Origin of the sequence: Klebsiella sp. WP3-W18-ESBL-02 (genome assembly GCF_014168815.1) — a bacterium.
Lineage (GTDB): Bacteria > Pseudomonadota > Gammaproteobacteria > Enterobacterales > Enterobacteriaceae > Kluyvera > Kluyvera ascorbata_B.
Map to the genome: position 1 here is coordinate 4,086,914 of NZ_AP021972.1, position 26,423 is coordinate 4,113,336.

At 54.2% G+C, this 26,423-nt stretch carries 21 protein-coding genes, 4 tRNA genes and 3 rRNA genes; 7 read left to right on the forward strand and 21 right to left on the reverse strand.

The genetic code is table 11. The features are described 5' to 3' along the window. Window positions 1-4: 4 nt before the first annotated feature. The 5 genes from nqrE to H7R56_RS19820 are packed head-to-tail and all read right to left on the reverse strand — an operon-like array spanning window position 5 to window position 4,611. A complete protein-coding gene (gene nqrE, locus H7R56_RS19800; protein ID WP_106930373.1) occupies window positions 5-601 on the reverse strand; it encodes an NADH:ubiquinone reductase (Na(+)-transporting) subunit E in 597 nt (198 codons plus the stop codon). 6 nt (window positions 602-607) lie between these two features. Continuing rightward, window positions 608-1,246: an NADH:ubiquinone reductase (Na(+)-transporting) subunit D gene (locus H7R56_RS19805; protein ID WP_106930375.1), complete on the reverse strand. Its 639-nt coding sequence runs from the start codon at window positions 1,244-1,246 to the stop codon at window positions 608-610. Then, complete coding sequence (locus H7R56_RS19810; RefSeq protein ID WP_106930377.1) at window positions 1,239-2,033, reverse strand: Na(+)-translocating NADH-quinone reductase subunit C; 795 nt, start codon at window positions 2,031-2,033, stop codon at window positions 1,239-1,241. The genes H7R56_RS19805 and H7R56_RS19810 overlap by 8 nt, the downstream gene beginning before the upstream one ends. Continuing rightward, on the reverse strand, window positions 2,026-3,264 hold the full coding sequence (locus tag H7R56_RS19815) for an NADH:ubiquinone reductase (Na(+)-transporting) subunit B (RefSeq protein ID WP_106930414.1): 1,239 nt from the start codon (window positions 3,262-3,264) through the stop codon (window positions 2,026-2,028). The genes H7R56_RS19810 and H7R56_RS19815 overlap by 8 nt, the downstream gene beginning before the upstream one ends. A 3-nt stretch (window positions 3,265-3,267) precedes the next feature. Then, on the reverse strand, window positions 3,268-4,611 hold the full coding sequence (locus H7R56_RS19820) for a Na(+)-translocating NADH-quinone reductase subunit A (protein WP_106930379.1): 1,344 nt from the start codon (window positions 4,609-4,611) through the stop codon (window positions 3,268-3,270). Window positions 4,612-5,170: 559 nt separating this feature from the next. Between H7R56_RS19820 and dpaA the strand changes: the two genes are divergently transcribed. After that, window positions 5,171-5,911, forward strand: coding sequence for a peptidoglycan meso-diaminopimelic acid protein amidase (gene dpaA, locus H7R56_RS19825; protein WP_106930381.1), 741 nt, complete (start codon window positions 5,171-5,173; stop codon window positions 5,909-5,911). Here the strand turns inward: dpaA and H7R56_RS19830 are convergent. Continuing rightward, window positions 5,882-6,649: a class II glutamine amidotransferase gene (locus H7R56_RS19830; protein WP_106930383.1), complete on the reverse strand. Its 768-nt coding sequence runs from the start codon at window positions 6,647-6,649 to the stop codon at window positions 5,882-5,884. The two genes, dpaA and H7R56_RS19830, sit on opposite strands and share 30 nt — an antisense overlap. Window positions 6,650-6,691: 42 nt before the next feature. Continuing rightward, window positions 6,692-7,273, reverse strand: coding sequence for a D-sedoheptulose 7-phosphate isomerase (lpcA, locus tag H7R56_RS19835; protein ID WP_106930385.1), 582 nt, complete (start codon window positions 7,271-7,273; stop codon window positions 6,692-6,694). A gap of 238 nt (window positions 7,274-7,511) precedes the next feature. On the opposite strand from lpcA, the gene fadE reads away from it, so the two are divergent. After that, complete coding sequence (gene fadE, locus H7R56_RS19840) at window positions 7,512-9,956, forward strand: acyl-CoA dehydrogenase FadE (protein WP_106930387.1); 2,445 nt, start codon at window positions 7,512-7,514, stop codon at window positions 9,954-9,956. Between the two features lie 97 nt (window positions 9,957-10,053). On the opposite strand, the gene ivy is transcribed toward fadE, so the two are convergent. Next, window positions 10,054-10,500, reverse strand: coding sequence for an Ivy family C-type lysozyme inhibitor (gene ivy / locus H7R56_RS19845; protein ID WP_106930389.1), 447 nt, complete (start codon window positions 10,498-10,500; stop codon window positions 10,054-10,056). A 180-nt stretch (window positions 10,501-10,680) separates the two neighbouring features. On the opposite strand from ivy, the gene H7R56_RS19850 reads away from it, so the two are divergent. Further along, a complete protein-coding gene (locus tag H7R56_RS19850; RefSeq protein ID WP_106930391.1) occupies window positions 10,681-11,451 on the forward strand; it encodes an amidohydrolase in 771 nt (256 codons plus the stop codon). A 109-nt stretch (window positions 11,452-11,560) separates the two neighbouring features. On the opposite strand, the gene H7R56_RS19855 is transcribed toward H7R56_RS19850, so the two are convergent. Both H7R56_RS19855 and dnaQ read right to left on the reverse strand, forming a co-directional pair. Then, window positions 11,561-11,637, reverse strand: a tRNA-Asp gene (locus H7R56_RS19855). Window positions 11,638-11,767: 130 nt separating this feature from the next. Beyond that, on the reverse strand, window positions 11,768-12,499 hold the full coding sequence (dnaQ, locus tag H7R56_RS19860; RefSeq protein ID WP_146145740.1) for a DNA polymerase III subunit epsilon: 732 nt from the start codon (window positions 12,497-12,499) through the stop codon (window positions 11,768-11,770). A gap of 64 nt (window positions 12,500-12,563) precedes the next feature. Here dnaQ and rnhA point away from each other — a divergent pair, with 64 nt between their 5' ends. After that, on the forward strand, window positions 12,564-13,031 hold the full coding sequence (gene rnhA, locus H7R56_RS19865) for a ribonuclease HI (protein WP_106930397.1): 468 nt from the start codon (window positions 12,564-12,566) through the stop codon (window positions 13,029-13,031). On the opposite strand, the gene H7R56_RS19870 is transcribed toward rnhA, so the two are convergent. Continuing rightward, window positions 13,028-13,753 carry a class I SAM-dependent methyltransferase gene (locus tag H7R56_RS19870; protein WP_106930400.1) on the reverse strand — a complete coding sequence of 242 codons (726 nt, stop codon included), beginning with the start codon at window positions 13,751-13,753 and terminating at the stop codon, window positions 13,028-13,030. The genes rnhA and H7R56_RS19870 overlap by 4 nt on opposite strands. 31 nt (window positions 13,754-13,784) lie before the next feature. Here H7R56_RS19870 and gloB point away from each other — a divergent pair, with 31 nt between their 5' ends. Together gloB and mltD are read left to right on the forward strand one after the other, a co-directional pair. Then, a complete protein-coding gene (gene gloB / locus H7R56_RS19875; RefSeq protein ID WP_106930402.1) occupies window positions 13,785-14,540 on the forward strand; it encodes a hydroxyacylglutathione hydrolase in 756 nt (251 codons plus the stop codon). 71 nt (window positions 14,541-14,611) lie between these two features. Continuing rightward, complete coding sequence (gene mltD, locus H7R56_RS19880) at window positions 14,612-15,973, forward strand: murein transglycosylase D (protein WP_106930404.1); 1,362 nt, start codon at window positions 14,612-14,614, stop codon at window positions 15,971-15,973. Window positions 15,974-16,031: 58 nt separating this feature from the next. Here the strand turns inward: mltD and H7R56_RS19885 are convergent, their stop codons facing one another. Beyond that, the gene (locus H7R56_RS19885; RefSeq protein WP_106930406.1) at window positions 16,032-16,826 is read right to left on the reverse strand and encodes an endonuclease/exonuclease/phosphatase family protein; all 795 of its coding nucleotides are present in this window, start codon (window positions 16,824-16,826) and stop codon (window positions 16,032-16,034) included. A gap of 142 nt (window positions 16,827-16,968) precedes the next feature. Next, window positions 16,969-18,144 (reverse strand): MFS transporter, encoded by a 1,176-nt coding sequence (locus tag H7R56_RS19890; RefSeq protein ID WP_106930408.1) that lies wholly within the window; start codon window positions 18,142-18,144, stop codon window positions 16,969-16,971. A gap of 104 nt (window positions 18,145-18,248) precedes the next feature. Between H7R56_RS19890 and yafC the strand changes: the two genes are divergently transcribed. After that, complete coding sequence (yafC, locus tag H7R56_RS19895; RefSeq protein WP_106930410.1) at window positions 18,249-19,136, forward strand: DNA-binding transcriptional regulator YafC; 888 nt, start codon at window positions 18,249-18,251, stop codon at window positions 19,134-19,136. 62 nt (window positions 19,137-19,198) lie between these two features. Here the strand turns inward: yafC and dkgB are convergent, their stop codons facing one another. The 8 genes from dkgB to gmhB all read right to left on the reverse strand — a co-directional run bounded on the left by dkgB (window position 19,199) and on the right by gmhB (window position 26,366). Beyond that, complete coding sequence (gene dkgB, locus H7R56_RS19900) at window positions 19,199-20,002, reverse strand: 2,5-didehydrogluconate reductase DkgB (RefSeq protein WP_106930412.1); 804 nt, start codon at window positions 20,000-20,002, stop codon at window positions 19,199-19,201. A gap of 164 nt (window positions 20,003-20,166) precedes the next feature. Next, a tRNA-Asp gene (locus H7R56_RS19905) sits at window positions 20,167-20,243 on the reverse strand. Window positions 20,244-20,298: 55 nt separating this feature from the next. Then, a 5S ribosomal RNA gene (gene rrf / locus H7R56_RS19910) occupies window positions 20,299-20,414 on the reverse strand. A 95-nt stretch (window positions 20,415-20,509) separates the two neighbouring features. Further along, window positions 20,510-23,416, reverse strand: a 23S ribosomal RNA gene (locus H7R56_RS19915). Window positions 23,417-23,622: 206 nt separating this feature from the next. Next, window positions 23,623-23,698: transfer RNA gene (locus H7R56_RS19920), tRNA-Ala, on the reverse strand. A 38-nt stretch (window positions 23,699-23,736) separates the two neighbouring features. After that, window positions 23,737-23,813: transfer RNA gene (locus H7R56_RS19925), tRNA-Ile, on the reverse strand. 70 nt (window positions 23,814-23,883) lie between these two features. Beyond that, window positions 23,884-25,423: ribosomal RNA gene (locus tag H7R56_RS19930) — 16S ribosomal RNA — on the reverse strand. The 16S, 23S and 5S rRNA genes sit together here with 3 tRNA genes alongside, the layout of an rRNA operon. A gap of 379 nt (window positions 25,424-25,802) precedes the next feature. Further along, window positions 25,803-26,366, reverse strand: coding sequence for a D-glycero-beta-D-manno-heptose 1,7-bisphosphate 7-phosphatase (gmhB, locus tag H7R56_RS19935; protein ID WP_106925619.1), 564 nt, complete (start codon window positions 26,364-26,366; stop codon window positions 25,803-25,805). Window positions 26,367-26,423: the final 57 nt, after the last annotated feature.

The window sequence follows — 26,423 nt, forward strand, 5'->3', positions numbered from 1 at the left end:
GCCCTTATAGCTGCACACCGGAGAATGACATAAAGCCTAACGCCATCAGCCCGGTGGTGATAAAGGTGATCCCTAAGCCGCGCAGTCCCGCAGGCACGTTTGAATACTTCATCTTTTCACGAATTCCCGCCAGAGCAACAATCGCCAGCATCCAGCCAATGCCCGAGCCGAAGCCGTAAACAATGGACTCACCGAAGTTGTAATCACGCTGCACCATGAAGGAAACCCCGCCGAAGATGGCGCAGTTTACGGCGATCAGCGGTAGGAAGATGCCCAGTGCGGTGTACAGCGAAGGGAAGTATTTATCGAGGATCATCTCGAGAATCTGCACCAACGCGGCAATCACTCCGATGAAGGTGATGAAGTTGAGGAAGCTAAGATCCACGCCATCAACCAGCGCGCCGTCGCGCAGCACCAGGTTATACACCAGGTTGTTGATCGGTACGGCAAGGCCCAGAACCACCGTTACCGCTACGCCAAGACCAAAAGCCGTGGAGACTTTCTTTGAAACCGCCAGGAATGTACACATTCCAAGGAAGAAGGCCAGCGCCATGTTTTCAACGAACACGGCGCGAACAAACAGACTAATGTAGTGAGCCACGATCGGTTACTCCTTTTCCTGCTGTTCCGGCTTCCAGCTACGCAGCGCCCAGATCAGCAGACCGATAATGAAAAACGCGCTCGGCGCGAGCAGGAACAGGCCATTAGGCTGGTACCAGCCGCCGTTCTGTACCGTTTCCAGCACCGTGACGCCAAACAGCTTGCCGCTGCCGATCAGTTCACGCAGGAAGCCAACAATCAGCAGAATGGCGCCGTAACCCAGACCGTTACCGATACCGTCCATAAAGCTCGCCAGCGGCGGAGACTTCATGGCATACGCTTCCGCGCGCCCCATCACAATACAGTTCGTGATGATCAGCCCGACGAAGACCGACAGCTGTTTTGACGTTTCATAGGCAAACGCGCGCAGCAGCTGATCGACCACGATAACCAGCGAAGCGATGATCGCCATCTGCACGATGATGCGCACGCTGTTCGGAATATGATGACGAATCATCGAGATAAACATGCTGGAAAACGCCGTCACCAGCGTGACCGCAATTGTCATCACGAAGGCCGTTTCCAGCTTGGTCGTCACCGCCAGCGCAGAACAGACGCCGAGGACCTGTAGCGCGATGGGGTTATTGGCAATGAGCGGCCCAACCAGCAGGCGTTTCATCTCTTTCATTTCACCCTGTTCAGCCATGGTTCAGCCCTCCTTCTCGCACCTGTTTCAGGAATGGGCCAAAGCCCAGTTCGCCCATCCAGAAATCAAAGCTATGCTGGACGCCTTTGGCGGTCAGCGTTGCGCCGGATAAGCCATCCACCGCGTACAGGTCGCCCTGCGGCGCAGCGCCCTTCATCACTCTTAACGCAGGATGACCTTCGTCGTTAACGACGCGCTTACCCACAAACTGCGCACGCCAGTTCGGGTTTTCAATTTCACCGCCCAGGCCCGGGGTTTCCCCCTGGTCATAATAGGTGATGCCTTTGATGGTGCGCCCGTCGGTATCCAGTGCCACAAAAGCGTACATCATTGACCACAGGCCGTTACCGTAAACCGGTAAGACGATCTCCTGAATCTGCTGTTTTTCGTCTTTAATGAGGTAAATTTCCACCACATTGCTGCGGCGACGAATACCGGCAGGGTCTTCGCTGGACGCCAGCGCAATGCTTTGCTGGGGATCTTTCAGGGCCTGGCTCTGGTTAAACTTTGCCGGATCGGCATCAAGCATCGCACCGCTTTTCAGGTCTACCAGCCGTGGCGTAACGCGGCTGGCATACACTTCAGCCACCTCGTCAGCCGTCATCTTATCGTGCATCAGCCCGGCCACCGCCAGGATATTGCGCTGTTTATCCAGCGCGCGCTGCTCCTGCTGGAGCGGCTTCAGGCCAACGGCTGAGCCGGCCACCACAATAGAGCAGACCAGACAAAGCACCAGCACCACCAGCAGCGTTTTGCCGATGCTATCGTTACTTTTATTCTCAGCCACGCGACTTCCTCCGCTTAATATTGGCCCGCACCACCAGATAATCGAACAGCGGTGCAAAGAGGTTGGCGAACAGAATCGCCAGCATCATCCCTTCCGGATAGGCCGGGTTAACCACGCGAATCAGCACGCACATTGCGCCAATCAACGCGCCGTAGCACCATTTCCCTTTATCAGTAAACGACGCGGAGACCGGGTCGGTAGCCATAAACATCATGCCGAAGGCGAAGCCGCCCAGCACCAGATGCCAGTACCACGGCATGGCGAACATTGGATTGGTGTCAGAGCCAACCAGGTTAAACAGCGTCGCACAGGCAATCATGCCAACCATCACCCCGGCGACAATGCGCCAGGAAGCTACGCGACCAAAAATAATTAGCGCACCACCGAGCAGGATCATCAGCGTCGATACTTCGCCAATTGAACCCGGGATGTTGCCGATAAAGGCGTCCATCCAGCTTACCGGCTGACCGGTGACGACGTTGACCAGCGCTTCTCCACCGTGGCTTGCCCACTGGGAAAGCGGCGTTGCGCCGGAGAATCCGTCGGCAGCGGTCCAGACGAGATCGCCGGAGATTTGTGCCGGATAGGCAAAGAACAGGAACGCGCGCCCGGCCAGCGCCGGGTTAAGGAAGTTGCGTCCGGTACCGCCAAAGATCTCTTTGGCTATCACCACCCCAAAGGAGATGCCGAGCGCCGCCTGCCATAGCGGCATCGTCGGCGGAACAATCAGCGCAAACAAAATAGAGGTGACGAAAAAACCTTCGTTCACTTCATGCTTACGCACAATCGCAAACAGCACTTCCCAGAAACCGCCTACCAGGAATACCGTGGCGTAAATAGGAAGAAAGAACACCGCACCCAGCGTCATCATGCTGAGCCAGCCGGCGTCCGCCGCGAAGCTGACGCCCAGCGCCTGCGCCACGCTGTAGTGCCAGTTACCGGCGATGACCTGCTGCAGCTGTTCCGCGCCGTACAGTTTGTGCAGCGCCGGGATCGTTTGCAGCCCAACGTTGTACATCCCCCAGAACATCGCCGGGAAGACGGCGAACCACACGAGGATCATCATGCGCTTCAGGTCGATGGCGTCACGGACGTGCGCCGCACCTTTGGTGACGTGGCCCGGCGTGTAGAGCAACGTCGCCGTTGCTTCATACAGCGGGTAGTATTTTTCCAGCTTGCCGCCCTGCGTGAAGTGCGGCTCAACTTTTTCCAGCAGCTGTTTTAAGCCCATCACTTAGCCTTCCTGCTCAATTTGCGTTAATACGTGGCGCAACACCGGCCCGTATTCGTATTTCCCCGGACAAACGTAGGTACACAGCGCCAGGTCTTCTTCATCAAGCTCGAGACAGCCTAGCGCCTGCGCGCTGTCGGTATCGCCCGCCAGCAGATCACGCAGCAGCATGGTCGGCAGGATGTCCAGCGGCATCACGCGCTCATAGTTGCCAATCGGGACCATCGCGCGTTCGCCGCCGTGGGTGTCCGTAGAGAGGTTAAACAATTTCTTCTTCAGGAAATGACCGAGCGTGGTGCGGGTGATTGAATACTTGTCACGCCCCGGCGCAACCCAGCCGAGCAGCTCTTTTTCACGCCCTTCTTTCAGGACGCTGACCTGCAGATGGAAGCGGCCAAGGAACGCCTGAGGGCCAGCGGCCCGTGAGCCGTTGAGTACGGAGCCGGACAACACGCGATTTTCGCCCTCGTGCAGTTCGCCCGCCACCAGCGCATCGAGATCGGCGCCAAGGCAGGTGCGCAGCAGACGTGGCTGTTTCACCTGCGGGCCACCGAGCGCGATAATGCGCTCCGTCCACAGTACGCCTTCGAGGAACAGTTTGCCGTAGGCAATCACGTCCTGATAGTTCAGGTGCCACACCTGTTTGTTCAGGCTTACCGGCTCAAGGAAGTGTATGTGCGTGCCAACCAGCCCCGCCGGATGCGGGCCGGTGAACTGATTGAAGGTCACCTGCCCCTGCGGGTGGCCGCCCAGCTTGCCGCCGCTGCTCTGGCAAACGTGCACTTTGCCGTCGGTAAGACGCGTCAGCACGGTCAGGCCTGCGTTAAAGGCTTCACGCTGGGCGAGGATAATCGGCTGAGGGTCTGCGGCCAGCGGGTTGGTGTCCATGGCGGTGACGAATATCGCCGCCGGCGCCGTCCCCGGAGCGGGGGTTTTGCTGAACGGGCGCGTGCGCATTGCGGTCCACATGCCGGATTCGATCAGCTGCGCGGCAACCACCTCACGCGGGAGAGTTGCCAGGTCGTCGGCGGAATAGGCGGTAAAGTTCAACGAGGCATCACCGTCGATATCGATGACGACCGACTGCAGCACGCGCCGCTCGCCGCGATGAATAGCACTGACCGTGCCGCTGGCCGGGGCGGTAAAGCGTACGCCGGGAATCTTTTTGTCTTCAAAGAGCAGCTGCCCTTTGACAACGCGATCCCCCTCTTTTACCGCCATTGAAGGGCGCAACCCGACATATTCTTCGCCTTTGACCGCCACGCGATTCACGGTAACGTCATCAATACGTTGCCGATCGGGCAGGCCAGCTATAGGCAGATCGAGACCTTTGGTTATTTTAATCATACTGTTCGCAGGTATCCGTTAACGACGACGTCAACTCAGCGCTGAGGCCAGCGTTTTGGTTAACGAGACAAAAGAAAGGAGGTGCGCCTGAAAGCTCTTCGCAATCCATGACCAGGCATGACGAGAAACTGAAGCATCCTTTCTTACACTGTTTAGAGAATTACTATCTGAATCATCCGTCAGGCATTCATTTGCCTATTTTTCACCGAATGATTACGTAACGAAAGTTTACCATTTTCTCTTTCCCTGATGCAGCAGTTCTGCATTTCAACCTGCCAAATTGCGAGCTGATACGCAAACTTCTGTGGATTAGGATAAAGATAGCTAGCGAATCATCAGCTTATCCTACACTCTTCGTACGAGGTCCCGTCCATCGGACCGGTAGCACAACGCACCGGCCTACCGCGGGAATGCAACACGAAATTGTAAACGCCGAATGCCCTACTTGCGAAAAAATGCGGTGGTGCTAAGGTGAGCGCACAAAAAACAGATTTGTCTGCTTTTTTCTCCCTGTTGCCTCTCCTGGCGTGTAGTTATTTTTTATCAAGGAACAAGTAGTATGCGCAAAATCGCATTATTTATTGCGATGCTTTTAATGCCGTGCGTTTCGTTTGCTGGGTTAATGAGCAGCAGCAGCCCGACGACGCCTGTTAGCAAAGAATATAAGCAGCAATTGATGGGCTCCCCGGTGTATATCCAGATTTTCAAGGAAGAGCGTACGCTTGACCTCTTCGTGAAAATGGGCGAAACCTACCAACTCCTTGATAGCTACAAAATCTGTAATTACTCCGGCGGCTTAGGGCCAAAGCAGCGCCAGGGCGATTTCAAAAGCCCGGAAGGGTTTTATTCCGTACAGCGTAGCCAGCTGAAGCCGGATAGCCGCTTCTATAAAGCAATTAACATCGGCTTCCCGAACGCCTATGACCGTGCGCACGGCTATGAAGGGAAATATCTGATGATTCACGGTGCCTGTGTGTCGATTGGCTGCTATGCCATGACCGACTCAGGTATTGATGAGATCTTCCAGTTTGTCACCGGCGCGCTGGTGTTTGGCCAGCAGAGCGTGCAGGTCAGCATCTATCCGTTCAGAATGAACGATGCCAACATGCAGCGCCACAAATACTCTTACTACCATGACTTCTGGCAGCAGCTAAAGCCGGGCTACGACTACTTCCAGCAGACGCACAAACCGCCTGTCGTCTCGGTCATTGACGGCCGCTACGTAGTGAGCAAGCCGCTGAGCCACGAAGTGGTGCAGCCGCAGCTGGCATCAAACTACGCGCTCCCCGAGGCAAAATAAGCGCCACTCACCTGGCATAATCTTGTGCCAGGTTTCATTCCCCGTCAGCGGCTGGGTGGCAATCACGGTCACCACATCGTTGGCGGTTGTCTCCCGCTGAAAATCAATTTCCACGTCCTGATCCAGCAGCTTCGCCACGCCAAACGGCGCACGACGGGTGATCCAATACAGGTTAGTGGAGCAGAACGCCATCACATAACGCCCGTCTGATAGCAGCATGTTAAACACGCCCTTCTCGCGCAGCTCATCGGCAAGCGAAGCAATATATTTAAATACCGCCTGCATATTGCCCGGAGTACGAGGATAGCGCTGAGTCAGCTTGTGCAGCAGCCAGCAGAACGCTTTTTCGCTGTCGGTTTCGCCAACCGGACGGAAGTGCCCAGTCTCCAGCGATTTATAGCCAGAAAGCTGCCCGTTGTGCGCGTAGGTCCAGTTGCGCCCCCACAGCTCGCGGGTGAACGGGTGTGTGTTTTCCAGCGCCACCATACCGCGATTGGCCTGGCGGATATGGGCGATCACCGAACAGGATTTGATCGGATAGTCCTGCACTAGTTTAGCAATCGGTGACTGATAGCTGGGCTGCGGGTCTTTAAAGGTGCGACAGCCTTTACCTTCATAGAAGGTAATACCCCAGCCGTCTTTATGCGGCCCGGTCCCTCCACCGCGCTGAACCAGCCCGGTAAAACTGAAGCAAATATCGGTCGGCACATTGGCGCTCATCCCGAGCAGTTCGCACATAGTACACCCCCAGCGAAATCGGGGCCGATGGCCCCGTCGTACTTAGCCTTTAACCATCTCTTTTTCGATCAGCATGATCAGGATATGAATCACTTTAATGTGAATTTCCTGCACGCGATCGGCGTAGCCAAAGTGCGGAACGCGAATCTCGATATCCGCGGAACCGGCCATTTTGCCGCCGTCTTTACCGGTCAGGGTGATCACTTTCATTCCCTGCGCGCGCGCCGCTTCAATAGCTTTAATCACGTTCGCAGAGTTGCCCGAGGTAGAGATACCCAGCAGCACGTCACCCGCGCGGCCGACAGACTCGACGTAACGAGAGAAAACATATTCATAACCGAAATCGTTACTCACGCAGGAGAGATGACTGACGTCGGAGATCGCAATCGCCGGGTAGCCAGGACGGTTTTCACGATAGCGGCCGGTCAGCTCTTCAGCGAAGTGCATCGCGTCGCAGTGGGAGCCACCGTTACCGCAGGAAAGCACTTTACCACCGGCTTTAAAGCTGTCTGCCAGCAGGACTGCTGCGCGCTGAATAGCATGGATATTGGCATCATCTTTTAGAAAGTTTGCCAGCGTATCCGCCGCTTCATTCAGTTCGTTACGAATAAGATCCTGGTACATGAGGATAATCCTTCAGCATTAATAAAATTGTCGTCCGTAGTGTACCGGATAGCGCCAGTACAGAGAAGCAAGGGCCCATTTATTCACCGAATGTTTGAATTTTTGGTGCGCTAAAAAGCATCAACAATGTGAACTGAGTTGTAATTATCTTGTAAACATATTGCTAATTAAAATCACATCAACTACAACCATATCATCACAAGTGGTCAGACCTCCTACAAGACAGGGGCATTTCTCTATGATGATTTTGAGTATTGTTTTAACCATTGCTTTACTCGGTGCACTCTTCTATCACCGTGTCAGTTTAACGCTCGGTAGCCTGATTTTACTGGCCTGGACTGCTGCACTGGGTGCGTCAGGTCTGTGGAATTTATGGCTGCTGGTGCCGCTGGCCATTATCCTCGTGCCGTTCAACTTTACGCCAATGCGTAAAGCGCTGATCTCCGCGCCGGTCTTCCGCATGTTCAGCAAGGTGATGCCGCCTATGTCGCGCACCGAAAAAGAAGCGATCGACGCAGGCACAACCTGGTGGGAAGGCGATCTGTTCCGCGGCAACCCGGACTGGAAAAAACTGCACAACTATCCGCGTCCGCAGCTGACCGCCGAAGAACAAGCCTTTATCGACGGCCCGGTGGAAGAAGCCTGTCGGATGGCGAACGATTTCCAGATCACCCATGAAATGGCGGATCTGCCGCCGGAGTTGTGGGCGTATCTGAAAGAGCATCGTTTCTTCGCGATGATCATTAAGAAAGAGTACGGCGGACTGGAGTTCTCAGCCTATGCTCAGGCGCGCGTCCTGCAGAAGCTGTCCGGCGTTTCCGGCATTCTGGCCATCACCGTGGGCGTACCTAACTCCTTAGGCCCGGGCGAACTGCTGCAGCACTACGGCACCGAAGACCAGAAAAATCACTATCTGCCGCGTCTGGCGCGTGGTCTGGAAATCCCTTGCTTCGCGCTGACCAGCCCGGAGGCTGGCTCTGACGCAGGCGCGATTCCAGACACCGGCGTGGTCTGCATGGGCGACTGGCAGGGCGAGCAGGTACTGGGCATGCGCCTGACCTGGAACAAACGCTACATTACGCTCGCGCCTATTGCCACCGTGCTGGGCCTGGCCTTTAAGCTGTCTGACCCGGATAAACTGCTGGGCGGCGCGGAAGATTTAGGTATTACCTGTGCGCTGATCCCAACCAACACCCCGGGCGTTGAAATTGGCCGTCGCCACTTCCCACTGAACGTGCCGTTCCAGAACGGTCCGACACGCGGTCAGGATATTTTCGTGCCGATCGACTACATCATCGGCGGGCCCAAAATGGCCGGTCAGGGCTGGCGTATGCTGGTTGAATGTCTCTCCGTTGGCCGCGGTATCACCCTGCCATCGAACTCCACCGGCGGCGTGAAGTCCGTCGCGTTGGCCACCGGAGCCTACGCGCACATTCGCCGTCAGTTCAAAGTGTCCATCGGTAAAATGGAAGGGATTGAAGAGCCGCTGGCGCGTATCGCGGGCAACGCCTACGTGATGGACGCCGCTGCGACCCTGATTACCTACGGCATTATGCTCGGTGAAAAACCGGCGGTGCTGTCGGCTATCGTTAAATACCACTGTACTCACCGCGGCCAGCAGTCGATCGTTGACGCGATGGATATCGCCGGCGGTAAAGGTATCATGCTGGGCGAAGGCAACTTCCTGGCGCGTGCTTACCAGGGCGCACCCATTGCTATCACCGTGGAAGGGGCAAATATCCTGACCCGCAGCATGATGATCTTCGGCCAGGGCGCTATTCGCTGCCATCCGTACGTACTGGAAGAGATGGCTGCGGCACAGAATAAAGACGTCAACGCGTTCGACAAACTGCTGTTCAAACACATCGGCCACGTCGGCAGCAACAAGGTCCGCAGCTTCTGGCTGGGTATCACTCGCGGCTTAACCAGCGCGACGCCAACCCGCGATGCGACTAAGCGTTACTATCAGCACCTGAACCGTCTGAGCGCCAACCTTGCGCTGCTGTCCGATGTTTCGATGGCGGTACTGGGCGGGAGCCTGAAACGTCGTGAGCGTATCTCCGCACGTCTGGGGGATGTTTTAAGCCAGCTGTATCTGGCCTCGGCGGTGCTGAAGCGCTATGACGATGAAGGCCGTAATGAAGCCGATTTACCGCTGGTTCATTGGGGCGTTCAGGATGCCTTGCATCAAGCCGAGCAGGCGATTGACGATCTGCTGAAAAACTTCCCTAACCGTTTTGTTGCAGGCGCTTTGCGCGTGGCGATCTTCCCGACCGGCCGTCATTACGATGCACCGTCCGATAAGCTCGACCATAGCGTGGCGAAGATCCTGCAAACGCCGAGTGCCACCCGTTCCCGTATCGGCCGCGGTCAGTACCTGACGCCGAGCGAGCATAACCCGGTTGGCCTGCTGGAAGAGGCGTTAGTTGATGTGATGGCGGCGGATCCAATCCACCAGCGGATCTGCAAAGAAATTGGCAAAAATCTGCCGTTTACCCGCCTGGATGAACTGGCGCGTAACGCACTGGCGAAGGGGCTTATCGATCAGACCGAAGCCGCCATTCTGACGAAAGCTGAAGCGAGCCGTCTGCGCAGCATTAACGTGGATGACTTTGCACCGGAAGAATTGGCGACCAAGCCGGTAAAGCTGCCGGACAACGTGCGCAAGGTTGAAGCCGCGTAGCATCAATCCTCCCTGAGGGCATTTGCAGTAACAACGAAAACGGAGCCCATCGGCTCCGTTTTTTATTGGCTTTGCGCCGTTTTCTATTCAGCGTTTGCTACTTGTAATTAAACGCATCGGGGTGGTTTTCCAGGCTCCCGCTTAGCGCAGCAAATAGCACCGTTTTACCATCAATTGACAACGCGTCGCTCACGTTCAGCCAGGTAAGCTTCTCCTGGGTGGTTTTTTCATTCACCGTAGAGAAGACGCCTGACATTTGCTGCGATTTTTCTGACCACAGTACCGCCACGCGCTCCGAGCCGCAGTCATGCGGTTTACAGGCGCTCAGCACTTGCCAGGACTCGTTGCCCAACGTCACCGTTTTAGCTGGCGAAAATGTCCCGCCGTTGCTGACCCACGCGGGCAGCTTATGCCCTTTGACCATTTGATTAAACGCGGCTTTGCTGGTTTCGCCTTTCGCCAGGCTGCTGATAGTCACATCGCCCTGCGCCATCGCGCTGGATGCGCCAACCAATAGCGCTATCGTGGTAATGACTTTTAACATTATTCCTCCCGAGCCTATCCTGCTCTTAGTTTTCATCTTGTTAAGCGTGAGCGGCTACGCGTAAAAAGCAAATCAGTCATTTCTGATATGCGATTTATTAGCAAAATATTCCGTAGCGCGGCAACGACCTGATAAGGTGTTAAAGTTAAAAAAGAGCCCATACGACAGGAGCCAATCGCCGTGCCAGGTTTAAAGATAACCCTTTTGCAACAACCGCTAGTATGGATGGACGGCCCGGCGAACCTGCGCCATTTTGGCCGGCTGATGGAAGAGATTGTCGGGCGAGACGTGATTGTACTACCAGAGATGTTCACTACCGGTTTCGCAATGGAAGCCGCGAAGCAGTCAATGGTGGAAACCGACGTTATTGCCTGGATGCGACAGCAGGCGCAGCGTACCAACGCCCTCATTGCCGGTAGCGCTGCATTGCAAACATCTCGCGGCGCGGTTAACCGTTTTCTGCTCGTTGAGCCGGAAGGCCGGGTGCACGCCTACGACAAGCGACATCTGTTCCGCATGGCCGAGGAACATCACCACTATCTTGCCGGCGACCAGCGCATCGTGCTGACATGGCGCGGCTGGCGCATTTTGCCGCTCGTCTGCTATGACCTGCGCTTCCCGGTATGGTCGCGAAACCGCAACGACTACGATCTGGCGCTGTACGTCGCCAACTGGCCTGCCCCGCGCTCACACCACTGGCAATCGCTGCTGATGGCCCGAGCGATCGAGAATCAGGCCTACGTCGCGGGCTGTAACCGCGTGGGTACCGATGGCAACAGCCATCACTACCGCGGCGACAGCCGAATCATCACCCCACAGGGCGAAATCCTCGCGGCTGCCGAAGCGCATCAGGCCACCCGTATTGACGGCGAGCTCTCGATGACGCTGCTGCAGGAGTACCGCGAGAAATTTCCTGCCTGGCAGGATGCCGATCCGTTTGCGCTAGGCTGAAAGTCACAACGCGCCTCTCCGCACGGAGGGGCGAATGGTAAGATACGTCTATTTCGACGTCAGAAACGACGAAAGCCCGAATCATTGCTGATTCGGGCTTTCTGAATAGTGGCGGAACGGACGGGACTCGAACCCGCGACCCCCTGCGTGACAGGCAGGTATTCTAACCGACTGAACTACCGCTCCGCTGTGTTCCCTTGGGAACGAGGCGAATATTACGGATTCCATGGGAAACCGTCAACGCTTTTTCTCTACTTTTGAATCGTTTGCTGCAAAAATCGCCCAACCGGCTATTTTCACAGCAAAAATGGCCTGTTTATGACCGCCAGAGGCAGCTTCCGCCTTTTTTCTGCACCAGGTCGAGGCGCGATTCGTGATTCACCAGCTCTTCGTCCGTGGCATAAACCACACGCAGCTTGCTTGCGGCACGCACAATGCGCTGGATGCCGGTATCACCCGCCTGCTGCTGCCCCTCACCTTCCATCGCAAATTTAATGGAGGTTTGTCCGCCGGTCATCGTCAGATAAACATCGGCCAGAATCTGGGCATCGAGTAATGCGCCGTGCAGCGTACGCTTAGTATTATCTATTTCATAGCGCGAGCATAACGCATCAAGGCTGTTACGCTTACCGGGGAACATTTTCCTCGCCAGCGCCAGGCTATCGGTCACCTTACAGAAAGTATCGGTCTTTGGAATACCACGATTAAGCTTACTAAACTCGTAGTCCATAAAGCCGATATCGAACGATGCGTTATGAATGACCAGCTCCGCGCCGCGGATGTAGTCAAGAAACTCATCGGCCACGTCGGCAAAAGTGGGTTTATCCAGCAAGAACTCGTCGGCAATACCGTGAACGCCAAAGGCTTCAGGATCCACCAGCCGGTCCGGCTTGAGGTAAACGTGGAAGTTGTTGCCGGTCAAACGACGGTTGATCACTTCGACGGCACCGATCTCGATGATCTTGTGGCCTTCATAGTGGGCGCCGATCTGGTTCATACCGGTGGTTTCGGTATCCAGAACGATCTGTCGCGTAATTGCAGTGCTCATATCAGTCATTTATGTCAGACTTGCCGTTTTACTTTCGATTGCAGATACAGGAAGTCTACCAGAGATGCTTAAACAGGTAGAAATTTTCACCGATGGCTCTTGCCTTGGTAACCCAGGCCCCGGCGGCTATGGCGCTATTTTACGCTATCGCCAGCGGGAAAAAACCTTTAATGAAGGCTATCGCCTGACCACCAACAACCGCATGGAGCTGATGGCGGCGATTGTCGCGCTCGAAGCGCTGAAAGAGCCGTGCACCGTGGTGCTAAGCACCGATAGCCAGTATGTTCGTCAGGGGATCACCCAATGGATTCATAACTGGAAAAAGCGAGGCTGGAAGACGGCGGATAAAAAGCCGGTGAAGAACGTCGATCTCTGGCAACGACTTGATGCGGCGCTTGGTCAGCATGAAATTCGCTGGGAGTGGGTTAAAGGCCACGCCGGGCACCCCGAGAACGAACGCTGCGATGAGCTGGCGCGTGCCGCAGCCTCCGCGCCAACGCAAGACGATACGGGCTACCAGCCGGAAGCTTAAGCGTCCGGCGGTTTGCGATACTGCCGCGTTGCGCCGACCGCCTGCGTGATGCGGCTTTTCGCTTTATTTTGCCGCATCGGGTTTAGCGTCAGCGGGATCGTGCGCTTACGCGCGACGATAACCTGCAGGCAGCCCAGCGCAGGTAGATGGGTGCTTAACATCACGCCCCCCTGCTTCGCCCACGGCAGCACCTGGAAACAGCCCTGGTGCAGCACTTCAAAATTCAGCAGCGACAGCCAGTCAAGCTGACGCGTCAGCGTAAACATCCTGCTGTTGTACGGCACAGATTTGCGCAGCACCGGAAACAGCTTGCGCAGCCCCATCAGACTAACCGGGTTGAAGCTGCTGATGATCAGCCAGCCATCGTCAATTAACACTCGGTCAGCCTCGCGCAGCATTCGGTGAGGATCGCTGCACCAGGGCAACGTATGGGCAAGCAGACAGGCATCGACCGATTTCTCGGCAAACGGCAAATGCAGCGGATCGGCCATCACCTGCATTGGGCTGCCCTCTAGCGAGATATTCACCTGATGGGAGATAGCACACGCTTCGGTGTTGATCTCCGCGCTCAGATTGCCCACCTTAAGCAGGTGAAAGCCGTAGAGCTTACCCAGCCAGGGTTTCAGTTGACGATCGATGGCCTCACGATAATATTCACCCCAGGGCATTTGTGCCCACGAGACAGGCGCTGAGACTGTTTGAGGTATCCTTGCCGGTTTCATCACAACCTTCCCTACGCGTAAGAGGTAACGAATGAATCTTAACAGTATTTCAGCGTTTCAGGACAACTACATCTGGGTTCTTAACGATCAAACAGGTCGCTGCCTGATCGTCGATCCTGGCGAAGCCGCCCCCGTACTGGACGCTATCGATCGTCACGGCTGGCAGCCGGAAGCCATCCTGTTAACCCATCATCATCACGATCACGTCGGCGGCGTGGCGGATCTGCATAGGCGTTTTCCGAATTTGATCGTTTATGGCCCAGAAGAGACACGTAACAAAGGCACAACAAAAATAGTTGCCGACGGCGATCGCATCCGCGTACTTGACCAGGAATTTCACGTTTTTGCTACTCCGGGACACACTTCAGGACATGTCTGTTTCTACAGCGCCCCCTGGCTTTTTTGTGGCGATACCCTATTTTCCGGGGGCTGCGGGCGATTATTTGAAGGTACGCCAGCCCAGATGTACCGCTCGTTGCAGCACATTAACAGCCTGCCGGAAGAGACGCTAATTTGTTGCGCACATGAGTACACGCTCTCCAACATGACGTTTGCCCTGAGCGTTTTACCGCATGATTTGTTCATTAACGAATACTATCGAGAAGTTAAGGAGTTACGTGCAAAAAAACAAATAACACTCCCCACAACTCTGAAAAAAGAGCGACAGATTAATCTCTTTTTAAGAACGGATGATATTGATTTAATTAATGAAATAAGCAAAGAAACAAAATTGCTACAATCTGAAGAGCGTTTTGCATGGTTACGGGCAAAGAAAGATAACTTCTGATACTTCCGGGTTGCGTTTTCGAAAGTTCGTCGTTATTATCGGTCGTCTTTTAAGCAACTATTGACACACACATGAAGGCAAAAGCGATATTACTCGCCTCTGTCCTGCTCGTGGGGTGCCAGGCGTCACAGCAGGGCAACGTCCAACAGCACGCACAGAGCCTTTCTGCGGCTAGTCAAGGGGAAGCAAGTAAGTTCGCTAGTCAGGCACGTTGGATGGACGATGGGACATTCGACATGCAGAATCAGGACTTGTGGGCTTACATTGGCGACGAGCTAAAGATGGGAATTCCGGATAATACCCGGGTTCGCGAACAGAAACAGAAGTACTTACGAAATAAGAGCTATCTCCACGATGTAACTTTACGGGCAGAGCCGTATATGTACTGGATAGCCGGGCAAGTTAAGAAACGTAACATGCCGATGGAACTGGTATTACTACCCATAGTGGAGAGCGCTTTTGACCCGCACGCAACGTCTGGTGCCAATGCCGCAGGTATTTGGCAGATCATTCCGAGCACAGGGCGAAATTACGGTTTGAAACAGACCCGCAGTTATGACGCGCGTCGTGACGTCGTTGCTTCCACAACGGCAGCACTGGATATGATGCAGCGTCTGAACAAAATGTTCGACGGCGACTGGTTATTAACCGTGGCGGCGTATAACAGCGGTGAAGGCCGTGTGATGAAAGCAATGAAAGCGAACAAGGCCCGTGGTAAGCCTACGGACTTCTGGTCTCTCCCATTGCCTCAGGAAACTAAGGTCTACGTACCGAAGATGCTGGCTTTGAGCGACATTCTCAAAAACAGCAAACGCTATGGCGTTCGTCTGCCTACGACTGACGAAAGCCGAGCACTGGCGCGTGTTCGCCTCGATAGCCCCGTTGAGATCTCTCAGCTCGCTGACATGGCAGGTATGCCGGTCAATAAGCTTAAGACCTTCAATGCTGGCGTGAAAGGCTCAACGCTTGGTGCAAGCGGTCCTAAGTACGTGATGGTGCCACAGAAGCATGCAGACCAGCTGCGTGAATCCCTGGCCTCCGGTGAAATTGCCGACCTCCAGCCAACGCTGGTCGCCGATAATACGCCGATGTCCAGCCGTAGCTATAAGGTTCGCTCAGGTGACACGCTGTCGGGCATTGCATCGCGCTTAGGCGTAACGGCAAAAGATCTGCAGCAGTGGAACAACCTGCGTGGCAGCAGCCTGAAAGTAGGGCAAAGCTTAACGGTGGGTGCAGGCAGCAGCGCTGCGCGTCTTGCCGATAACAGCAGCATTACGTATCGCGTACGTAAAGGCGACTCGCTGTCGAGCATTGCAAAGCGTCACGGCGTCAACATCAAAGATGTGATGCGCTGGAATAACGACGCAGGCAATTTGCAGCCGGGCGATCAGCTTACGCTGTATGTAAAAAACAGCGACCGTCCTGACTCCTGACAGGCAAACAATAAAAAAGGCACCGTCTTCCCCGGTGCCTTTTTTTATGTCTCTTGCCCTATCTGCTCGGGCTAAATTCTACAATCAACGGATTATGGTCCGATGCGCGGGTCACCAGCACAGAAGCCTCTGTCACATTCAACCCTCGGTAAAAGACAAAATCGAGCGGGCGTCCAAACGCGCGACGGCGCTGATCATCATCGAAATACACCGGGCGTAGCGACATATCACGTGCAAATCGATACAGCGCATTCATGCGTGGGCGGCTCCAGGCGTTAAAATCACCGGCCATAATCACCGGGCCGTTATGCAACGCAATTTGCTCGCCAATGGGCATCAGCTGCTTGCTGTAAACATCGACGCCAAGGCTAAAGTTCACGGCATGGATGTTCACGACCATCAGCAGGCGTGAGTCGGGAAGTGGGTAAACGGTTACTAACGCTGATTTCGCCAGCCGCAGAATAGGCTCACGTTCGCGCAGCGGGCAGCAGTAAACGGGCTGAGCGGCAGACAGCGTCATGACGCCAGAAGGATGATGAGGCAGTGCGAACGCCGGGACCTGATCGGCCGCCAGATAGTTAGTGGTTGCAAACTTCACTAGCTCAGGCGTTGTTTGCGCCTCCTGAAGTAACACCAGATGCGCATCTTTGCCGTACTTATTCAGCACCGACAGCCATTCTGCACGCTGCTGTTTAAAGATATTCCACACCAGGATGCGAATATTCTCTTCAGTGCTTAACGGCTTACCCACCGATAACGCCTCGCTCAGCCCGGAATACGCCCCCGGCGGCGGTAGGATCCGCTCCGCGGGTTGTCCGGCGATGTAGCGCATGGCGTAGGTATTTTTTCGCACTTTCTTTTATAACCTCAATAACCAAAGAACCCACCTGATTCCAGGAGGGTCCCTCAGTTATAGGGGCTTTTGCCCGCGGTTTCAACGCTATTTGTGATAAAGCCAGGTGAACTTATGTAAGCCTGCGCTTACTGAGATAATCCTAGCCTAGCGCCACGCGGACGGGTTTATCCAGACGGCCGCTCAGGGCGGTCAGCAGCAGCGCCACCACCACAATCAGTGCGCCAATCCACGGAGTCTGTGCGAGGCCATAATGTTCAACGGTTTGCCCGCCGACGACAGACCCCAGCGCAATACCGACGTTGAAGGCGGCAATATTCAGACCAGAAGCAACGTCAACGGCAGCAGGCGTGTACTCTTCCGCTTTTTGCACGACGTAGACCTGCAGTCCAGGCACGTTGCCAAAGGCAAAGACGCCCATCACCAGCACCGTTGCCAGTGCTGCATACTGAATAGAGGCGGTGAACTGGAATACAATCAGCAGTGCGGCCAATGCAGCAAAGATAAATTTCAGCGCCGGCACCGCACCGTGTTTATCGGCCAGTTTTCCCCCCCAGATGTTGCCCACGGCAACCGCGACACCGTAGCCTAGCAGGATCCAGCTCACCGCGTTTGGCGTAAAGCCTGCGAGGTTTTGCATCATCGGTGCCAGGAAGGTAAAGGCGGTAAAGACGCCACCGTAGCCCAGTGCGGTGATCGCATAGATCATCAGCAAACGCGGGTGAGTCAGCACTTTCATCTGGTCGGCTAAGCTGGCAGGCGCGCGGCTTGGGATATTCCGCGGAACCAGCACGGCGCTAGCGATCAGTGCAATCACGCCCAGCATAGAAACGGCAAGGAAGGTCTCGCGCCAGACAAAATGCTGGCCAATAAAGGTGCCCAGCGGAACGCCTGTCACCAATGCAACGGTCAACCCGCCGAACATTATTGCAATTGCCGAGGCCGCTTTCTCTTTCGGTACCAGACTGGTAGCTATCGTTGAGCCGATGGAGAAGAACACACCATGAGCAAGCCCGGTCAGCAGGCGTGCAACCACCAGTGTGGCGTATCCCGGCGCCTGCCAGGCCAGCAGGTTACCAACGGTAAACAGTACCATTAACGCCAGCAGCAGCTGTTTGCGCGGCAGTTTGCCGGTCAAAGCGGTGAGCACCGGCGCCCCGATAGCAACGCCCAGCGCATAAATTGAAACCAGCATCCCGGCGGAAGGCAACGAGATAGCCAGCTGTTCGGCGATCGTCGGGACCAGGCCGACAATCACAAATTCGGTTGTGCCAATTGAAAAGGCACTGATCGTTAAGGCAAGTAGCGCCAGCGGCATAATTAACTCCACATCATCAGTATTAAGATGACACGTAGTATGCCGTGGTGTTTAAATAACAAAAATATTCAAAATCTCAATAGAATTTTGCTTCAGGTGCAACAATGAGAGCCACATCAGAAGAGATCGCCATTTTTGTCGCCGTCGTGGAAAGCGGTAGCTTCAGCCGGGCAGCCGAGCAATTGGGCCAGGCTAACTCGGCGGTAAGCCGCGCGGTTAAAAAGCTGGAATCCAAGCTTGGCGTAAGCCTGCTCAACCGTACGACGCGCCAGCTTAGCCTGACCGAAGAGGGAGAGCGCTATTTCCGCCGTATGCAGGTGGTACTACAGGAAATGGCCGCCGCCGAGACGGAGCTGCTGGATACGCGTAATACGCCACGCGGGCTGCTGCGCGTCGACGCCGCCACGCCGGTGATGCTACATTTGCTGATGCCGCTGGTTCAGCCCTTCCGTGAACGGTACCCGGAGGTGACGCTGTCGCTGGTCTCTTCAGAGACATTTATCAATCTGATTGAGCGCAAGGTCGATGTTGCCATTCGCGCTGGCACATTGAGTGACTCCAGTCTGCGCGCGCGTCCGCTGTTTAGCAGCTATCGAAAAATCGTCGCCTCGCCGGAGTACATTGCCCGTCATGGCAAGCCTGAGAGCGTCATCGATCTGAAGGAACACCTGTGTCTGGGATTCACCGAGCCCTCTTCTCTTAACACGTGGCCGGTCTACTGCTGTGACGGTCAGTTTATGGAGATTAGCTGCGGCATTTCATCCAATAGCGGTGAAACCATCAAGCAGCTGTGCCTGCACGGTAACGGTATTGCCTGCCTGTCGGACTTTATGGTGGATAAGGAGATTGCCAGCGGGGAGTTTGTTGAGCTGCTGGCCGATAAGCGTCTACCCGTTGAGATGCCCTTTAGCGCGGTCTACTACAGTGACCGGGCGGTGAGCACACGAATTCGGGCATTTATTGATTTTCTTAGCGAATATGTCAAAAAATAGCCCAGACGCGTAGTTCGTCCGGGCTTATCGAGGGTCGTTTGAGGGTTAAGGCAGAAGCAGGATCAATCCCACTGTGGTGCCAGGCCTTCTGGGCTGACCAGACGGTCATTGCACTCCAGTGCGGCAATCGCCAGTTTATCTTCAGCATCGAGCGTTAAGGTCAGCGCCAACAGGTTGCTGGCCAGGTTTTCGCGCTTGGTTGATGATGGAATCACCGCGTACCCTTCTCCAATAGCCCAGGAGAGGATCACCTGCGCTGGCGTGGCGTGATGTTTCGCAGCAATCGCGGCAATCGTTTCATCTTTCAGCGCCTTACCATAAGCCAGCGTCATGTAGGACGTAATGTGGATACCGTGCTCAGCGGCCCAGTCCACCACTTTACGATTCTGTAGGAAAGGTGACAGCTCAATCTGGTTCGTCGCAATGTTGTCTGCGCCTACGGCGGCAATTGCGCGTTCCATCAGCGGAATGGTGAAGTTAGAGATACCAATCTGGCGAGTCAGACCCAGCGTCCTGGCTTCCAGCAGCGCAGCCATAAACTCTTCAACCGCAACCGTGTCATTCGGCGACGGCCAGTGGATCAGCGTCAAATCGACATAGTCAGTTCGTAGTTTTTGCAGGCTCTCTTGCAGGCTGGTAATCAGCTTGTCTTTACCGAGGTTCTCGGTCCAGATTTTAGTGGTAATAAACAGCTCGCTGCGCGCTACGCCGCTTTCAGCAATCGCCTGACCAATAGCCGCTTCATTATCATAAATTTGTGCGGTATCGATCGCGCGATAGCCCAGCTCCAGCGCCGTTTTTACGGATGCGATAACAACGTCATCTTTCAGGCGGAAAGTGCCGAGGCCCAATGCAGGGATTGTCATGATCTTCCTCTTTATTTATCAGTATGGGTTAGTTGAAACCAGTATGACGAACGAGAGGATTGAGAAAAAGGGCGAGAAATGCAGAGGATTTTTGCTAAAACAGCAATAATTGAATGCAAGACAAAGAAAAAAGCCCTGAGCAAATGCTCAGGGCTCTTAATAAGTGGCGGAACGGACGGGACTCGAACCCGCGACCCCCTGCGTGACAGGCAGGTATTCTAACCGACTGAACTACCGCTCCACCGAATTTCTTTGTCACTACCCGGATTATTCATCCCGGTTTACTGCAATTTGATGCCTGGCAGTTCCCTACTCTCGCATGGGGAGACCCCACACTACCATCGGCGCTACGGCGTTTCACTTCTGAGTTCGGCATGGGGTCAGGTGGGACCACCGCGCTACGGCCGCCAGGCAAATTCTGTTATTAACCCGCTTTTCGCCGGTTAATGTTATCTGTAATCAATGCTGAAAATCGTCTCAATTTCGCCAAAACATCTTCGGCGTTGTAAGGTTAAGCCTCACGGTTCATTAGTATCGGTTAGCTCAATGTATCGCTACACTTACACACCCGACCTATCAACGTCGTCGTCTTCAACGTTCCTTCAGGACTCTCAAGGAGTCAGGGAGAACTCATCTCGGGGCAAGTTTCGTGCTTAGATGCTTTCAGCACTTATCTCTTCCGCATTTAGCTACCGGGCAATGCCATTGGCATGACAACCCGAACACCAGTGATGCGTCCACTCCGGTCCTCTCGTACTAGGAGCAGCCCCCCTCAATTCTCCAGCGCCCACGGCAGATAGGGACCGAACTGTCTCACGACGTTCTAAACCCAGCTCGCGTACCACTTTAAATGGCGAACAGCCATACCCTTGGGACCTACTTCAGCCCCAGGATGTGATGAGCCGACATCGAGGTGCCAAACACCGCCGTCGATATGAACTCTTGGGCGGTATCAGCCTGTTATCCCCGGAGTACCTTTTATCCGTTGAGCGATGGCCCTTCCATTCAGAACCACCGGATCACTAAGACCTGCTTTCGCACCTGCTCGAGCCGTCACTCTCGCAGTCAAGCTAGCTTATGCCTTTGCACTAACCTCCTGATGTCCGACCAGGATTAGCTAACCTTCGTGCTCCTCCGTTACTCTTTAGGAGGAGACCGCCCCAGTCAAACTACCCACCAGACACTGTCCGCAACCCGGATCACGGGTCTACGTTAGAACACCAGCCATTAAAGGGTGGTATTTCAAGGTTGGCTCCACACGAACTGGCGTCCGCGCTTCAAAGCCTCCCACCTATCCTACACATCAAGGACCAGTGTTCAGTGTCAAGCTATAGTAAAGGTTCACGGGGTCTTTCCGTCTTGCCGCGGGTACACTGCATCTTCACAGCGAGTTCAATTTCACTGAGTCTCGGGTGGAGACAGCCTGGCCATCATTACGCCATTCGTGCAGGTCGGAACTTACCCGACAAGGAATTTCGCTACCTTAGGACCGTTATAGTTACGGCCGCCGTTTACCGGGGCTTCGATCAAGAGCTTCGCGTTGCCGCTAACCCCATCAATTAACCTTCCGGCACCGGGCAGGCGTCACACCGTATACGTCCACTTTCGTGTTTGCACAGTGCTGTGTTTTTAATAAACAGTTGCAGCCAGCTGGTATCTTCGACTGATTTCAGCTCCATGGGTAAACCACTTCACCTACATATCAGCGTGCCTTCTCCCGAAGTTACGGCACCATTTTGCCTAGTTCCTTCACCCGAGTTCTCTCAAGCGCCTTGGTATTCTCTACCTGACCACCTGTGTCGGTTTGGGGTACGATTTGATGTTACCTGATGCTTAGAGGCTTTTCCTGGAAGCAGGGCATTTGTTACTTCAGCACCGTAGTGCCTCGTCATCACACCTCAGCGTTAAAAGAAGTCCGGATTTACCTAAACTTCCCGCCTACATGCTTAAACCGGGACAACCGTCGCCCGGCTAACATAGCCTTCTCCGTCCCCCCTTCGCAGTAACACCAAGTACAGGAATATTAACCTGTTTCCCATCGACTACGCCTTTCGGCCTCGCCTTAGGGGTCGACTCACCCTGCCCCGATTAACGTTGGACAGGAACCCTTGGTCTTCCGGCGTGCGGGTTTTTCACCCGCATTATCGTTACTTATGTCAGCATTCGCACTTCTGATACCTCCAGCAAACCTCACAGTTCACCTTCAACGGCTTACAGAACGCTCCCCTACCCAACAACACATAGTGTCGCTGCCGCAGCTTCGGTGCACAGTTTAGCCCCGTTACATCTTCCGCGCAGGCCGACTCGACCAGTGAGCTATTACGCTTTCTTTAAATGATGGCTGCTTCTAAGCCAACATCCTGGCTGTCTGAGCCTTCCCACATCGTTTCCCACTTAACTGTGACTTTGGGACCTTAGCTGGCGGTCTGGGTTGTTTCCCTCTTCACGACGGACGTTAGCACCCGCCGTGTGTCTCCCGTGATAACATTCTTCGGTATTCGCAGTTTGCATCGGGTTGGTAAGTCGGGATGACCCCCTAGCCGAAACAGTGCTCTACCCCCGAAGATGAATTCACGAGGCGCTACCTAAATAGCTTTCGGGGAGAACCAGCTATCTCCCGGTTTGATTGGCCTTTCACCCCCAGCCACAAGTCATCCGCTAATTTTTCAACATTAGTCGGTTCGGTCCTCCAGTTAGTGTTACCCAACCTTCAACCTGCCCATGGCTAGATCACCGGGTTTCGGGTCTATACCCTGCAACTTAACGCCCAGTTAAGACTCGGTTTCCCTTCGGCTCCCCTATTCGGTTAACCTTGCTACAGAATATAAGTCGCTGACCCATTATACAAAAGGTACGCAGTCACCCCATAAAGAGGCTCCCACTGCTTGTACGTACACGGTTTCAGGTTCTTTTTCACTCCCCTCGCCGGGGTTCTTTTCGCCTTTCCCTCACGGTACTGGTTCACTATCGGTCAGTCAGGAGTATTTAGCCTTGGAGGATGGTCCCCCCATATTCAGACAGGATACCACGTGTCCCGCCCTACTCTTCGAGTTCACAACCTGTGCATTTTGGTGTACGGGACTATCACCCTGTACCGTCGGACTTTCCAGACCGTTCCACTAACACACAAGCTGATTCAGACTCTGGGCTGCTCCCCGTTCGCTCGCCGCTACTGGGGGAATCTCGGTTGATTTCTTTTCCTCGGGGTACTTAGATGTTTCAGTTCCCCCGGTTCGCTTCATTACGCTATGTATTCACGTAATGATAGTGTGACGAATCACACTGGGTTTCCCCATTCGGAAATCGCCGGTTATAACGGTTCATATCACCTTACCGACGCTTATCGCAGATTAGCACGTCCTTCATCGCCTCTGACTGCCAGGGCATCCACCGTGTACGCTTAGTCGCTTAACCTCACAACCCGAAGATGTTTCGTAAAACACCACCGTGTTGCGAAAATTTGAGAGACTCGAACACACCGCTTATCTGTTCTTATTACGGAGAACAGACACAGTGTGTCGTTTCAATTTTCAGCTTGATCCAGATTTTTAAAGAGCAAAACTTCGCAGTGAACCTTTTCAGGTACACTCTGAAGTTTTCTTGTATTGTTGCAGTAAAGATGGTGGAGCTATGCGGGATCGAACCGCAGACCTCCTGCGTGCAAAGCAGGCGCTCTCCCAGCTGAGCTATAGCCCCATCGTTTATGAATCTCCCTCAAATTCGCGGGACGAATTTGGTAGGCCTGAGTGGACTTGAACCACCGACCTCACCCTTATCAGGGGTGCGCTCTAACCACCTGAGCTACAAGCCTGCAGAGATTCTTTACTGCTATTTTTCATCAGACAATCTGTGTGAGCACTTCAAAGAACGTTTCTTTAAGGTAAGGAGGTGATCCAACCGCAGGTTCCCCTACGGTTACCTTGTTACGACTTCACCCCAGTCATGAATCACAAAGTGGTAAGCGCCCTCCCGAAGGTTAAGCTACCTACTTCTTTTGCAACCCACTCCCATGGTGTGACGGGCGGTGTGTACAAGGCCCGGGAACGTATTCACCGTAGCATTCTGATCTACGATTACTAGCGATTCCGACTTCATGGAGTCGAGTTGCAGACTCCAATCCGGACTACGACATACTTTATGAGGTCCGCTTGCTCTCGCGAGGTCGCTTCTCTTTGTATATGCCATTGTAGCACGTGTGTAGCCCTACTCGTAAGGGCCATGATGACTTGACGTCATCCCCACCTTCCTCCAGTTTATCACTGGCAGTCTCCTTTGAGTTCCCGGCCGGACCGCTGGCAACAAAGGATAAGGGTTGCGCTCGTTGCGGGACTTAACCCAACATTTCACAACACGAGCTGACGACAGCCATGCAGCACCTGTCTCAGAGTTCCCGAAGGCACCAAAGCATCTCTGCTAAGTTCTCTGGATGTCAAGAGTAGGTAAGGTTCTTCGCGTTGCATCGAATTAAACCACATGCTCCACCGCTTGTGCGGGCCCCCGTCAATTCATTTGAGTTTTAACCTTGCGGCCGTACTCCCCAGGCGGTCTATTTAACGCGTTAGCTCCGGAAGCCACTCCTCAAGGGAACAACCTCCAAATAGACATCGTTTACGGCGTGGACTACCAGGGTATCTAATCCTGTTTGCTCCCCACGCTTTCGCACCTGAGCGTCAGTCTTCGTCCAGGGGGCCGCCTTCGCCACCGGTATTCCTCCAGATCTCTACGCATTTCACCGCTACACCTGGAATTCTACCCCCCTCTACGAGACTCAAGCTTGCCAGTTTCAAATGCAGTTCCCAGGTTGAGCCCGGGGATTTCACATCTGACTTAACAAACCGCCTGCGTGCGCTTTACGCCCAGTAATTCCGATTAACGCTTGCACCCTCCGTATTACCGCGGCTGCTGGCACGGAGTTAGCCGGTGCTTCTTCTGCGAGTAACGTCAATCGCTAAGGTTATTAACCTTAACGCCTTCCTCCTCGCTGAAAGTACTTTACAACCCGAAGGCCTTCTTCATACACGCGGCATGGCTGCATCAGGCTTGCGCCCATTGTGCAATATTCCCCACTGCTGCCTCCCGTAGGAGTCTGGACCGTGTCTCAGTTCCAGTGTGGCTGGTCATCCTCTCAGACCAGCTAGGGATCGTCGCCTAGGTGAGCCGTTACCCCACCTACTAGCTAATCCCATCTGGGCACATCCGATGGTGTGAGGCCCGAAGGTCCCCCACTTTGGTCTTGCGACGTTATGCGGTATTAGCTACCGTTTCCAGTAGTTATCCCCCTCCATCGGGCAGTTTCCCAGACATTACTCACCCGTCCGCCACTCGTCACCCAAGAGCAAGCTCTCTGTGCTACCGTTCGACTTGCATGTGTTAGGCCTGCCGCCAGCGTTCAATCTGAGCCATGATCAAACTCTTCAATTTAAGTTTGATGCTCGTGAATTAAACTTCGTAATGAATTACGTGTTCACTCAGAGACTTGGTATTCATTTTTCGTCTTGCGACGTTAAGAATCCGTATCTTCGAGTGCCCACACAGATTGTCTGATAAATTGTTAAAGAGCAGTGCAACACGGCTTTCGCTCACTGTTGCGAGGTGGCGTATATTACGCTTTCCTCTTTCAGAGTCAAGCGTTTAATTTCGCTTTTCTCTGCCGAGATTCTCAGGAGAATCCTCGCTGACCCGGCGGCTTGTAATCCGTTGTTCCGTGTCAGTGGAGGCGCATTATAGGGAGTTTATTCTGGCTGACAAGAGGGAAAATGCATTTTTCTTTCAACCGCTCACCTTTTCACCTTTTTGTCGATTATTTCCGCTTTTTGATGGCTGCAGGCAGGTCCGCCAGACTATTAATCACCCAATCTGCGGCTTTTTCGGCGTCTTCGGTGACCGGCTTACCGGTGCGCACCAATACTTTCGTGCCTACGCCCGCCGCAGCGGCTGCCTGCATATCTTCAACTTTATCGCCAACCATATAAGAAGAAGCCATATCAATGTGCAGATAGTCCTGTGCCGACTTCAGCATACCCGGATGCGGTTTACGGCAATCACACACCTGACGATACTCTTCTACTGTTCCCTGCGGATGATGCGGGCAATAATAGATACCGTCCAGATCGACACCGCGGTCGGCAAGCGACCAGTCCATCCATTCCGTCAGCGTTTCAAACTGCGCTTCGGTAAATTTCCCGCGAGCAATACCCGACTGGTTGGTCACCAGAACCAGGGCGTAGCCCATCTCTTTTAATTCACGCATCGCGTCAATGACGCCATCAATAAACTCAAACGCATCTATTTCATGAACGTAGCCATGATCGACATTAATCGTGCCATCACGATCGAGAAAAATAGCGGGTACGGACTTTGCCACCGTGTTGCTCCTGAATAAGGCATGTGTGCTTAGTATCGCATGTTTCGACAGGCAAGA